This is a genomic window from Nocardia sp. NPDC005978 (assembly GCF_040614455.1).
In the GTDB taxonomy this organism is placed as follows: Bacteria; Actinomycetota; Actinomycetes; order Mycobacteriales; family Mycobacteriaceae; genus Nocardia.
The window spans coordinates 72,345-84,971 of record NZ_JBEXUS010000029.1 but is presented as its reverse complement, the minus strand read 5'-3'; the positions used below and the strand labels follow the sequence as shown (position 1 = coordinate 84,971).

General features: G+C 69.6%; 11 protein-coding genes. 4 read left to right on the top strand and 7 right to left on the bottom strand.

Annotation, left to right across the window (positions count from 1 at the left end):
- Nucleotides 1-41: 41 nt before the first annotated feature.
- The 5 genes from hflX to ABZ319_RS16050 form a co-directional block, all read right to left on the bottom strand.
- Nucleotides 42-1,535 (bottom strand): GTPase HflX, encoded by a 1,494-nt coding sequence (gene hflX / locus ABZ319_RS16070; RefSeq protein ID WP_354987166.1) that lies wholly within the window; start codon nucleotides 1,533-1,535, stop codon nucleotides 42-44.
- 126 nt (nucleotides 1,536-1,661) lie between these two features.
- The gene (dapF, locus tag ABZ319_RS16065) at nucleotides 1,662-2,579 is read right to left on the bottom strand and encodes a diaminopimelate epimerase (protein WP_354987165.1); all 918 of its coding nucleotides are present in this window, start codon (nucleotides 2,577-2,579) and stop codon (nucleotides 1,662-1,664) included.
- Nucleotides 2,580-2,591: 12 nt separating this feature from the next.
- Entirely contained in the window at nucleotides 2,592-3,413 is an 822-nt protein-coding gene (locus ABZ319_RS16060; protein WP_354987164.1) for an RNA methyltransferase, read from the bottom strand.
- Nucleotides 3,414-4,358, bottom strand: coding sequence for a tRNA (adenosine(37)-N6)-dimethylallyltransferase MiaA (gene miaA, locus ABZ319_RS16055; RefSeq protein WP_354987163.1), 945 nt, complete (start codon nucleotides 4,356-4,358; stop codon nucleotides 3,414-3,416).
- Nucleotides 4,355-5,113, bottom strand: coding sequence for a hypothetical protein (locus tag ABZ319_RS16050; RefSeq protein WP_354987162.1), 759 nt, complete (start codon nucleotides 5,111-5,113; stop codon nucleotides 4,355-4,357). Before ABZ319_RS16050 ends, miaA begins: the two co-directional genes overlap by 4 nt.
- 175 nt (nucleotides 5,114-5,288) lie before the next feature.
- Here ABZ319_RS16050 and ABZ319_RS16045 point away from each other — a divergent pair, with 175 nt between their 5' ends.
- Nucleotides 5,289-6,713, top strand: a complete 1,425-nt coding sequence (locus tag ABZ319_RS16045) for a DUF349 domain-containing protein (RefSeq protein WP_354987161.1) — start codon at nucleotides 5,289-5,291, stop codon at nucleotides 6,711-6,713.
- Between the two features lie 694 nt (nucleotides 6,714-7,407).
- Complete coding sequence (locus tag ABZ319_RS16040; RefSeq protein WP_354987160.1) at nucleotides 7,408-8,190, top strand: phosphatase; 783 nt, start codon at nucleotides 7,408-7,410, stop codon at nucleotides 8,188-8,190.
- A gap of 62 nt (nucleotides 8,191-8,252) precedes the next feature.
- On the opposite strand, the gene ABZ319_RS16035 is transcribed toward ABZ319_RS16040, so the two are convergent.
- Together ABZ319_RS16035 and miaB are read right to left on the bottom strand one after the other, a co-directional pair.
- The gene (locus ABZ319_RS16035) at nucleotides 8,253-8,834 is read right to left on the bottom strand and encodes a hypothetical protein (protein ID WP_354987170.1); all 582 of its coding nucleotides are present in this window, start codon (nucleotides 8,832-8,834) and stop codon (nucleotides 8,253-8,255) included.
- 342 nt (nucleotides 8,835-9,176) lie between these two features.
- Nucleotides 9,177-10,655, bottom strand: a complete 1,479-nt coding sequence (miaB, locus tag ABZ319_RS16030; RefSeq protein WP_354987169.1) for a tRNA (N6-isopentenyl adenosine(37)-C2)-methylthiotransferase MiaB — start codon at nucleotides 10,653-10,655, stop codon at nucleotides 9,177-9,179.
- A gap of 331 nt (nucleotides 10,656-10,986) precedes the next feature.
- Here miaB and ABZ319_RS16025 point away from each other — a divergent pair, with 331 nt between their 5' ends.
- Nucleotides 10,987-11,715 carry an amino acid ABC transporter ATP-binding protein gene (locus ABZ319_RS16025; RefSeq protein ID WP_354987168.1) on the top strand — a complete coding sequence of 243 codons (729 nt, stop codon included), beginning with the start codon at nucleotides 10,987-10,989 and terminating at the stop codon, nucleotides 11,713-11,715.
- Between the two features lie 63 nt (nucleotides 11,716-11,778).
- Nucleotides 11,779-12,606: a glutamate ABC transporter substrate-binding protein gene (locus ABZ319_RS16020; RefSeq protein ID WP_354987159.1), complete on the top strand. Its 828-nt coding sequence runs from the start codon at nucleotides 11,779-11,781 to the stop codon at nucleotides 12,604-12,606.
- Nucleotides 12,607-12,627 lie beyond the last annotated feature (21 nt).

Genomic DNA, 12,627 nt, shown 5'->3' with positions numbered 1-12,627 from the left:
CGGTGGTCACAACACCGCGGGGCCGCCGGCCGAGAGTGGGATCAGTCTGCGGACTCGCTCGAATCCACGGATTCCGTTCCCGCGTAGGCGAACTCGGCGAGCACGCCCGCGAGGGACTGTGGCACCCGCGCCCGCAGCCGGGTGCCGGACTCCTCGTGCTCGGTGGTCAGGATGCGACCGTCCGCGTGGATGCGGGCCAGCAGATCACCGCGGGTGTAGGGCAGCAGGACGCTGACCTCCACATCGAGGTTCAGCGCCGTGGCCAGCCGCTCGCGCAGCTCCTCGATGCCCTGACCGGTCTGCGCGGAGACGAACGACGCCTCGGGCAGCCAGCCGCGCAGCTGGGTGAGCTCCATGGGATCGAGCGCGTCGATCTTGTTGACCACCAGCATCTCCGGCGGGGCCGGGGTGCCGGTCTCGCGCAGGACATCGGTGATGACCTCGCGCACGGCCTTGATCTGCATGTCGGGCAGCGGGTCGGAACCGTCCACCACGTGCAGCAGCAGATCCGCGCCGGTGACCTCTTCGAGGGTGGAGCGGAACGCTTCGACCAGCTGGGTCGGCAGATGCCGGACGAAACCGACGGTGTCGGTGAACACGACCTCGCGGCCGTCCTCCAGCGCCGCCTTGCGGGTCGTCGGATCCAGGGTGGCGAAGAGCGCGTCCTGGACCAGCAGGCCCGCGCCGGTCAGCGAATTCATCAGGCTCGACTTGCCGGCATTGGTGTAGCCGACGATCGCGACCTGCGGAATGCCGCTGGCGGTGCGCTTGGCGCGCTTGGTGTCACGGGCGGTCTTCATCTCGCGGATCTCACGGCGCAGTTTGGCCATGCGTTCGCGAATGCGCCGACGATCGGTCTCGATCTTCGTCTCACCCGGGCCGCGAGTACCAACGCCACCGTTCGCGCCGCCCGCACGACCACCGGCCTGGCGGGACATGGACTCACCCCAGCCACGCAGGCGCGGGAGCATGTATTCCATCTGGGCGAGCGAGACCTGGGCCTTGCCCTCACGCGAGGTCGCGTGCTGGGCGAAGATGTCCAGGATCAGCGCGGTGCGGTCGATGACCTTGACCTTGACGACCTTCTCCAGCGCGACCAGCTGCGCCGGGGACAGTTCACCGTCGCAGATGACGGTGTCGGCGCCCACCTCGAGCACCATCTCGCGCAGTTCCTCGGTCTTGCCCGAGCCGATGTAGGTGGCCTTGTCCGGCTTGTCGCGGCGCTGGATGAGCGAATCGAGCACCTCGGAACCGGCGGTCTCGGCGAGGGCGGCCAGCTCGGCCATTCTCGACTCGACCTGGGCGGGGGTGCCCTCGGTCCAGACGCCGACCAGCACGACGCGCTCGAGACGCAGCTGCCGGTACTCGACCTCGGTGACATCCTCGAGTTCGGTGGAGAGCCCGGCGGTGCGGCGCAGTGCGGCGCGCTCCTCGAGCTGCAACTCACCGACGGTCGGCGACGCGGACCAACCGGTCTCGGCGTCGTCGGTGTGCTCCTCAGCGGGAGTGAACTCGTACGTTTCTTGTTTACTCATACGCCTCCATGGTCCCACGGACCAACCGAATGACGCATTCGGTTATTTCACCGCGATTCGCGGGCGAGGTTCGGTGGGGGCCGAGTCCGGGCGGTCGACGTGTTGCCCGGGCGGCGGTGCGCGGGGTCAGGCGTCCTGCCACCACTTGGCGGCGAGAGTTCCGGTGGCCAGCAGGACCGAGGGGCCGCGGAGCCAGGCCGCGCCGGACTCGATGCCCACGGTGACGGTGCCGCCGGGGATGTGGACCTGGATGTGGCCGGTGTCGGCGGCGAGGTCGAAGCCTTCGGCGGCCAGGGCGGCGGCAGCGGCGGCCACGGTTCCTGTTCCGCAGGAACGGGTTTCGCCTACACCGCGTTCGTAGACGCGCATGTGCACGCCGCGTTGGCCGTCGGAGGCGACGGCCAAGGGGGTCAGGAGTTCGACGTTGACACCGTGCGGGAAGAAGGTGCGGTCGAAGGCGGGGGCGTGGGTCAGGTCCAGTTCGGACAGCAGCAGCGGGGTCAGGGCGGGGTCGACGCAGGCGAGGTGGGGGTTGCCGACGTCGATGCCGAGGCCGGTGAACTCGCGGCCGTCCAGGGTCGCGGTGGAGCCGCCCAGGACCCCGACCCTGCCCATGGCGACGGTCACCTCGCCGTGCACCGGGTCGGCATGGTGAACGACCACCGGGCGGGCACCGGCGCGGCTGCCGACCACGAACTCGGTGCGGGACTCGAGGCCGGTGGCGACCAGGTAGTGGGCGAACACGCGCACGCCGTTGCCGCACATCTCGGCGATGGAGCCGTCGGCGTTGCGGTAGTCCATGAACCAGTCGCCGGCGCTCACGCCCTCGGGCAGGGCCGGGAGAGCACCGGTTTCGATGAGCGCGCCCGCGCGGGCCACGCGCAGGACGCCGTCCGCGCCGAGACCGCGCTGCCGATCGCACAGCGCCCGGACGCGGGATTCGGTCAGTTGCAGCCAGGCGTCGGGGTCCGGCAGCACCACGAAATCGTTCTGGGTGCCGTGCCCTTTGCTGAATTCGATGTCAGCCGCATGCTCGTTCGCCATAGTCCTCACCACTCACCGCACCGCCCGGCGCTGCCGGGAAATTTCGTACAGGGCCACCGCCGCCGCCGACGGCGCACCGAGGGTGCCGTCGGTCGGAATACACACCAGCTCGTCACACACCTGCGACCAGGATTGGTCCAGCGCCTCGCGCTCGTCGCCGAGCACCAGGATGGTCCCCCCGTCGAACTCGAAGTCGTCCAGGGCTATTCCACCGTGATCGTCACTGCCGACGATACGGGTCTCGATCCCCCGCTCCGCCTGCCGGTCGGCGAACACCGCCACCTGACTCGGCCCCGAGGCGCGCAGCACCGGAATCGCGAACAGCGCGCCGTCGGAGACCCGCACGCTCTGCGGGTCGTACTGATCGGCGCCGCTGCCGGTGATGATCACCCCGCCCGCGCCGAAGGCCACCGCCGAGCGAATCACCGCGCCCAGCCGCGCGGGCGCGGACGGGCGGTCGATCACGACAACGGTCGGCGGCTGATCCGGGCGGCCGGGCGCGAAATCCTCCAGCTCCATGCGCCGGGCCACCGCCACCGCGACCACCTCGGGCGTGGCCTCGGTGGACTCGGCGAGCTCGGCCATCACCTCGGGCACCAGGCCCACGCTGGGCACGCCGCTGGTCTCGAGAACCTGGCGCGCCCAGTCCGAGAGTTCGGGCGAACCCAGCCGGTACACGAGAGTCTCCAGCGGCCAACGGTATTCGAGCGCACGGGTGATGGGCCGCCGGCCGTGGATCAGGAATCTATTGTCGCGAAGCCGACTGGCCCGGTTGTTCAAATAAGCCTGCCACACCTGGACCGAGGCGTTGCGGGCGTTCGCGCGGCGCGTCAATTAACGGACTTCCTGTTCATCCCTCGTGGTAGAGGAGTGAATGAGGGTCAGCGCCGTCGCCAGCAGCTCCGGATCGGCGCCGTCCACCCATCGCACCCGCTTGTCGCGGCGGAACCACGAGCGCTGCCGTCGGACATAGCGCCGGGTACCGATGAAGGTGCGCTCCTGTGCTTCGTTCAGGTCGTATTCGTTGTCCAGGTAATCCAGGACTTGTGCGTAACCGATTGCGCGGCGGGCGGTCTGCCCTTCGCGCAGGCCCCGAGCGATGAGAGTGCGCACCTCGTCCACCAAGCCGGAGGTGAACATACCCGCCGTGCGCAGTTCGATGCGCGCGTCGAGCGCCGTGGTGTCGCGATCCACGCCGAGAATGACCGTGCCCCAGCGGGGTTCGCCGATCTGTGGGGCGGAGGCGGCGAACGGGCGGCCGGTGATCTCGACGACCTCGAGCGCACGCACCATGCGGCGGCCGTCGGTGGGCAGGATGGTGTCCGCGGCCACCGGGTCGGCCGCGCGCAGCGCCTCGTGCACGACCACGACGCCGCGTTCGGCCAGCAGGGTCTCCCATTTGGCGCGGACGCCGGGATCGGTGGCGGGGAAATCCCAATCATCCAGCAGGGCTTGCACATACATCATGGAGCCGCCGACGATGACCGGGGTGCGGCCGCGCGCCAGGATGGCCTCGACGTCCGCGCGGGCCGCGCTCTGATAGGCGGCCACCGTGGCGGTTTCGGTGACATCGAGCACGTCCAGCTGGTGGTGCGGGATGCCGCGGCGTTCGGCCGGGGTCAGTTTCGCGGTGCCGACATCCATGCCGCGATAGAGCTGCATGGCGTCGATGTTCACGATTTCGCCGTCGAAGTGCTCGGCCAGATCCAGTGCGAGATCGGACTTTCCGGTGGCGGTGGGGCCCACCACGGCGACGGGCATACGGATCGGCTCGCTCACGCCGTACCCGCCGGGTGCCACACGCTCACGTGATAGCCGACGCCGAACGGCGCTGCGCTGTACAGGGTTTCGACCTTGGGATCGGCGGGTTCGGACTGGAAGAGTCCGGCCAGCATCTGGTACGCGGCGCGGCCGCCGATGTGCAGGTCCGCGCAGAGGGCGGGGTCGAGGTCGGCCAGTGCCCGCCGGTCCCCCGCGCTCAGGGCGCGATCGATCTCGGCCTGCACGCCTTCGGCGCGCTCGTCGTAGTAGCCGGGTGAGGCGGTGGACAGGGTGGCCGCGCCATCGCCGACCACGAGCACGCCGTAGCGCTCGGGACCGGCGTCCAGCGACCCGCGCAGGCAGGCGCCGAAGGCCACGCATTCGTCTGCCGGGGTGTCGGCCGCGACCAGGCGGGCCCGGGCCACCGCGTGCGGTGCCACCTGCTCGCGCAGCCAGGCCCCGATCAGGGCGGGCAGCGGCAGTGTCGGGTCGGCGATCACGGCATTGTCGTCAAGGGGGGTCTCGCTGAAACCGGCGCGGACGTCCACGCCGTATCCCCGGAATGTGCCCACCGTGTCCGACCCCAGCACCCGGTCCGCGGCGGCCGCGCCGATCACGACCCAGCGGTCGGCGGCCTCGGCGAGCTCGGTCGCCGCCCGGCGCACCGCCGCACGCAGCACGGCTACCTCGCCCTCGGCCGCGGTACCCGCCGCGCCCCCGAGCCGGGGCACCAGCACGGGCGGGGAGGGAACCAGCGACGCAACACAGAACACGCCGTCAACCGTAGCGCTACCGTGCCTCACCAGCCCCACCCCGCCCGGGTCGCCGCGCCACGGAGGTGGCCTCAAAGACAGCATTTCCCACCTCAGCCTGGTTGAATGGGATCTGCTAGGCAGATGAGCTAGGGCGTAACCAGGCAGCCGTGACGCGCGGCAGGGACGAGGAGCGATGACCGAGAACAGCGGAAACGAAAAGGCTACCAACCCGGAGTCGACCGCGACGCCCGTCTCCGGCGCCGCCGCGCGACCGTCACCGGCCACTGCCGCCGGACCCCGTCCCGGGCCCGTGCCGCACAAACCGGAAGCCCCGAAACCACACGCCGTCAAGCCCGCTCCCGGCCCGGCCACCCCGCATCCGCATCCGGTGGTGGTGCCCGCCTCGAGCGACCCCAGCCAGTGGGGACGCGTCGACGAGGACGGCACCGCCTGGGTCAAGACCACCGAGGGCGAACGCGTCATCGGGTCCTGGCAGGCCGGCGACGCCACCGAGGGGCTGGCCCACTTCGGCCGCCGCTTCGACGATCTGGCCACCGAGGTCGCGCTGCTCGAGGCGCGCCTGGCCGCCGGCACCGACGCCCGCAAGACCAAGGCCGCCGCCACCGCGCTTGCCGAAACGTTGCCGACGGCCGCGGTGATCGGCGATATCGACGGGCTGACGGTGCGGCTGCGAGCCATCATCGAGCACTCCGACGAGGCCGCCGCGCACGCCAAGGAGGAGAAGGAACGCTCCCGGCACGAGCAAACCGAGCGCAAAGAGGCGCTGGCCGCCGAGGCCGAGCAGATCGCTGCCGACTCCACCCAGTGGAAGGTCGCCGGCGACCGGCTGCGCGAGATCCTCGACGAGTGGAAGACCATTCGCGGGGTGGATCGCAAGGTCGACGACGCGCTGTGGCGGCGCTTCTCCAAGGCGCGCGAGGCGTTCAACCGGCGACGTGGCGCGCACTTCGCCGAACTCGATCGTGAACGCGCCTCGGCCAAATCGCACAAGGAAGAGCTGTGCGTGCGGGCCGAGGAGCTCTCGGGCTCCACCGACTGGGCGGGCACCGCGGCGGTCTTCCGCGACCTGCTGGCCGAGTGGAAGGGTTCGGGCCGCGCGCCGCGCGAGGCCGACGAGCAGCTGTGGAAGCGGTTCAAGGCCGCCCAGGACGTGTTCTTCGCGGCCCGCAATTCGGCCGCGTCCGAGCGTGACGCCGAGTTCGAGCACAACGCGACGGCCAAGGAAGAACTGCTGCTGCACTACGAGAACCTCAATCCCGAAACGGGTCTCGACGCCGCCCGCGCCTCGCTGCGTGATCTGCAGGAGAAGTGGGATGCCATCGGCAAGGTCCCGCGCGAGCGGATCCACGACCTCGAGGCCCGCCTGCGCGCGGTCGAGAAGCGGGTGCGCGACGCCGTGGACGCCCAGTGGCGGCGCAGCGACCCCGAGGCGATGGCCCGCGCGGCCCAGTTCCGCGAGCGCGTGGCGCAGTTCGAGGAACAGGCCGCCAAGGCCCAGGCCGCGGGCAAGACCAGAGACGCCGAGAAGGCCCTCGAACAGGCCAAGCAGTGGCGCGAATGGGCCGAGGCCGCCGAAGGCGCGGTCAGCCAGCGCTAGCCCGCACACACGAGAAACCCACCGCGCCCGCCGGATTCGAGTCCGGCGGGCGCGGTCGTGCCCGGCCCCGCCGATCGATTGGAAAAGGGGCGCGGCACGCCAGCGAGAATCGGCCGCCTCCACATGATTCGGCAGCGGTCGACCGAGACAGCCGCCCCACTCGGCCCCGCACACGTAACACCGAGCGCGCGCAGCGGGTGAAAACCGACAGCACGACCACCCGGAATATCGGCGCGCGTCCGGAACAGCGGACGCACAGCACCTCAGCGAGAATCGGCCGTCTTCACACGACTCAGCAGCGGCATCTGTCGCGACAGCCGCGTCACTCGGCCCGACGCAGGTACGCCGAGCGCCCATGGCAGGTCGAGCCACCCGGGATAAAGGCGAGCGGCCGGAACAGCGGACGTGCATCCCGCGGGAATCCGCAGTCGCCCGATTCAGCAGCGGAGGCGGAGGCCGGTGGCACGGCCCGGTCGGAACGTGGGCGCGCGGGCCGCCGGTCAGGACCCGAGCGGCGGGCCGACCGGAACCGGGGCGGCGGGCCGACCGGGGCGTGGGCGGCGGCCCGGCCGGGAACTGGGCGGCGGGCCGGTCGGGGCGTGTAGGCGGTCTCGGGGGTGAACGGCGTGAATCGTGTTGGGGTTCAGTGGAAATAGGGGCGTGTGGGGGTTGGGGGCGGGGTTACGCTCGGGGGATGGCTCCTACTCGGGACGAACTGATCACCCATTTGCTGAAGACGGGCATGGCGGGGTCGGTCGCCACGCCCAGGGAGAACAACCTCGAGCACTATCGGATGATGGCGGAGGGCGACCTCTACTTCCAGTTCGGCATGGACTTCGGGGGGCGGTGGAGCGCGGACGCGGTGCTCGAGCTGATGGCGCGCAAGGTGGGGGTGAACCCGCGGCTCAATTTCCGGCGCGGGGTGGACACCATCGACCCGGAGCTGACCGCCGACGCGTTGCAGCGGTATGCCGTCCGATTCCGCCGGGCCCTGGTCGAGCGGGAGCGGGTGCTGTTCGCCACCGGGCATCCCCGCACGCTGCGGCGGATGTACCAGCGGCTGGCGGGCGAACTGACCGCCGCGGGCGGCACCGTGCTGGAGTTCGGGGCGGGCGAGCGCTTCCAGGGCGATACGAAATGGGCGGTGCGGGAACAGGAAGTGCGCTTCGATCGCGGTGTCGCGACCGTCGCGGTGGCGGGCAATTCGGTGCACTCGCATACCGCGCAGGCCGCGCGGGTCGTGCTCGAGGCCATCGCCGCGGCCGGGGAGGCGCCGCCGGATCTGGTGGTCGCCGACCACGGCTGGTGCGGCGGAGCGGCTTTCGCGGGAATCGACGCCATCGGCTTCGCCGACTGCAACGACCCGGCGCTGTTCGTGGGCGAGGAAGAGGGGACCGTGCTGGTCGCGGTGCCCCTCGACGACGGCATCGAGGAAGAGCAGTACGACCTGCTCGCGCAGTTCGTCCTCGACGACTGACCCGGGGTACGAGAAAGGCCCGGCCCGACCGGATGCGGTCGGCCCGAGCCTCGGGATGTCGCTCAGTCCTCGCCGAAGATGCGGCGGCGGTCGCGCTGCTCGGCCTCGGCGGCGGCGATCCGGCGCTGTTCCTCAGCCTCGAGATGCAGGGCGGTGCGGCTCCACACCACGCGAATCCAGTGGAAGGTCAGCACCATCACCGCGATGGTGGCCAGGATCAGGCCGAAGCCGGGGCCCGCGCCCTGATAGTTGCCCAGGCCGGGCGTGTTGCGGTGCCAGATCGAGAAGACGCCGAACACGCTCGCGATGGCCGAACCGGCGACCGCGATCCAGGCCAGCACCCAGCGCCGGGTCATCAGCGCCAGCAGCGAGAAGCCGATGCCGAACACCACCACGAACCATTCGAAGATCCGCGAGGGCAGGCCGATGTGCTCGGCCTGGGCGGCCGCGTCGTAGAGCAGCACGTCGAAGCCGCGCGCACCGCCCGCGTGCGGCAGCACCAGCGAGATCAGCAGGGCGAACACCGCGACGGCGACCACCATGGCGCGCACGCCCGGGTCGATCTCCCCGGCGATCTTGCGCTCGACCGCTTCCAGATCCGCGCGGAACTGTTCGAAGTCCTGACTGTCCTTCGCCGACTTCATGGTCTCCTCGTTCACCTCGGGCGCGCGATCGGGCGCCGAATCGGATTGTGCGGCTTGATCTTCCGTACGCCCGCTCGCCGCGTCCCGGTCCTCGACACGGTCCGGTTCGGCATCTTCGGGGCCGGTGGGCTTGTGCTCGCTCATGGGGTGTGGTCCTGAGTCATGCGGGAGTGGTGTCGACCCACATCATGCCCGGCCGCCGATTCGATCTACTACGGGGTGTCGGAATCAGGCCCGGGAACACGGGCCGAATCGGCGAGCCCCCGGGATCGGCCGCCACTCCCGACGCCGCCATCGGCCGCCGCGCAATACCGGAGCGAGCCGCAGCCGGCGGTTCCGGAATCAGTCGCCGCAGGCCGAGCCGCAACCGGCCGCCGCCGTCTCCACGACCACGGGCGCACCGATACGCGGCAGCCCCAGCCCGACGCCGATCGGCGCGGTCTTCGGGGTGACCCCGCGTTCGTGGGCGTCGCCCGCGGCGGTGCGGCGATGGCTGAAGACCGCGCTGTCGGCGATGAGGTGATGCGGGGCCGCTTCGGTGACGTCCACGGTGACGATGTCGCCGGGCCGGATCTCCGAGCCCGCGGGCAGGTCGGCGGGCGGCCGGAAGTGCACCAGCCGGCCGTCGCGGGCCCGCCCGCTCATGCGCGCGGTGGCGGCGTTCTTCTTGCCCGCGCCCTCGGCGACGAGCAGCTCGACCCGGGTGCCGATGAGCGCCTGGTTACCCTCCAGCGACATCTGCTCCTGCAGCGCGATGAGGCGCATGTAGCGCTCCTGCACCACTTCCTTGGGCAGCTGATCGGGCATGTCCGCGGCCGGCGTGCCCGGGCGAATCGAGTACTGGAAGGTGTACGCGCTGGTGAAGCGCGCCTCGCGCACCACGTCCAGCGTCGCCTGGAAATCTTCTTCGGTCTCCCCCGGGAAGCCCACGATGATGTCGGTGGTGATGGCCGCGTGCGGCATGACCGCGCGAACCTTCTCGATGATGCCCAGGAACTTCTTGCTGCGGTAGGACCGCTTCATCGCCTTGAGCACCCGGTCCGAACCCGACTGCAGCGGCATGTGCAGCTGCGGGCACACATTGGGCGTCTCGGCCATCGCCTCGATGACGTCGTCGGTGAACTCGGCCGGATGCGGGGAGGTGAAGCGCACGCGCTCGAGCCCCTCGATGCTCCCGCAGGCGCGCAGCAATTTCGCGAACGCGCCGCGGTCGCGCTCCTCGGTGGGATCGGCGAACGAGACGCCGTAGGCGTTCACGTTCTGTCCCAGCAGGGTCACCTCGAGCACGCCCTGGTCGACCAGGGCCTGCACCTCGGCCAGCACGTCGCCGGGACGGCGGTCGACCTCCTTGCCGCGCAGCGCCGGAACGATGCAGAACGTGCAGGTGTTGTTGCAGCCCACCGAGATCGACACCCACCCGGCATAGGCGGATTCGCGCTTGGCGGGCAGCGTGGACGGGAACGCCTCGAGCGATTCGATGATCTCGACCTGCGCCTGCTCGTTGTGGCGGGCACGCTCGAGCAGCACCGGCAGCGAGCCGATGTTGTGGGTGCCGAACACCACATCGACCCAGGGGGCCTTCTTGACCACGGTGTCGCGGTCCTTCTGCGCCAGGCAGCCGCCGACGGCGATCTGCATGCCGGGGCGCTCGGCCTTGATCGGCGCGAGGTGCCCGAGCGTGCCGTACAGCTTGTTGTCGGCGTTCTCGCGTACCGCGCAGGTATTGAAGACCACCAGGTCGGCGGTGGCGCCCGGGACCGCGCGGCGGTAGCCGGCATCCTCGAGCAGACCCGAGAGGCGTTCGGAGTCATGCACGTTCATCTGGCACCCGTAGGTGCGGACCTCGTAGGTCCGCGTGGTCGCACCCGGCTCCGCGTCCGTGCCGAGCCCGTCAACCACGCCGAGTGCCGAAACCTGCGCCAACGAATTCACCCAACCAGGGTAATGGCTGTGCGGATGTGCCCATCCACCCCGTCCGCGGACGGTGACCTGGCTCTCCCCGGTCACACGAGCGTCAACCCGCGGTTACGCGGGGATGTCGAGTCCCGGCACAGTGTCCTTTGCCAGAGCAAAGACGAGCATTTCGGGCATGATCCCTCTAAGGTCACTGGTCATGACCGACGCGCCTGTATCCGTCACGAAATCCGCGCCGATGATCTCCATGCGGACGGTGGACAAGCACTTCGGCTCGCTGCACGTTCTGCGGGACATCAACCTCGAAGTGCCCAAGGGGCAGGTCGTGATCGTGGTGGGACCGTCCGGATCCGGCAAGTCGACCCTGTGCCGCACCATCAACCGGCTCGAGACCATCGATTCCGGAACCATCGCCATCGACGGGGTGGAACTGCCCGACGAAGGCCGTGCCCTGGCCAAGCTGCGCGCCGACGTGGGCATGGTGTTCCAGTCCTTCAACCTGTTCGCGCACAAGACCATTCTCGAGAACGTCATGCTCGCACCGGTCAAGGTGCGCGGCATGGACAAGGCCAAGGCCAAGGCCGCCGCCATGGAGCTGCTGACCCGGGTCGGCATCGCCAACCAGGCCGACAAGTATCCGGCGCAGCTGTCCGGCGGACAGCAGCAGCGCGTCGCGATCGCTCGCGCGCTGGCCATGAATCCCAAGGTGATGCTGTTCGACGAGCCCACCTCCGCGCTGGATCCGGAGATGGTGTCCGAGGTCCTCGAGGTCATGGTGCAGCTGGCCAAGGACGGCATGACCATGGTCGTGGTCACCCACGAGATGGGCTTCGCGCGCAAAGCCGGTAATCGCGTGCTGTTCATGGCCGACGGGCAGATCGTCGAGGACACCGATCCGGAAAAGTTCTTCACCGCACCCGAATCCGATCGCGCCAAGGATTTCCTGGGCAAGATCCTCAGCCACTGACCGTTCGGCACATTTCGTTCCGGGTATCGCCGGGAGAGTTTTACCGAGAGAAGAGGACTTTCGATGAGGTTCGCACACACGTTCAAGATCGCGGCCGGAGCGCTGGCCATCGCGGTCGTCGCGGCCGGTTGCGGCGGCGGCAGCGACAAGACGGCCACTGAGAACGCGGCCGACGGCAAGCTGACGATCGGCATCAAGTTCGATCAGCCGGGTCTGGGGCTGCAGAACAAGGACGGCTCGTTCAGCGGGTTCGACGTGGACGTGGCCACCTATGTCGCCGACAAGCTGGGCGTGAAGTCCGGGGATATCAAGTTCGTCGAGTCGCCGTCCGCCCAGCGTGAGACGCTGATCGAGAACGGGCAGGTCGACTTCGTCGTCGCGACCTACTCGATCAACGACAAGCGCAAGGAGAAGGTCGACTTCGCGGGTCCGTATTTCATTACGGGACAGTCGTTCCTGGTGCGCTCGGACAACACCGACATCACCGGGCCGGACAGCCTCAAGGGCAAGAAGGTGTGCTCGGTCAAGGGTTCGACCCCGGCCCAGAACATCGAGAAGAACTACCCCGAGACCCAGCTGCAGACGTACGACACGTACTCGCTGTGCCTCGAGGGGCTCAAGGGCAAGGCCGTGGACGCGGTCACCACCGACGCGGTGATCCTGGCCGGTTACGCGGCGCAGCAGCCGGGCGTGTTCAAGGTCGTGGGTCAGCCGTTCACCACCGAGAAGTACGGCATCGGTGTGAAGAAGGGCGACACCGAGTCGCGCAACAAGATCAATGATGCGATCGAGTCGATGATCAGCAGCGGCGCCTGGAAGGCCGCGGTGGAGAAGAACTTCGCGGGCGTCGGCTTCGAGGTGCCCACCCCGCCGACGGTCGACCGCTACTGAGTTGAAGGCGCGTGCCGGGCG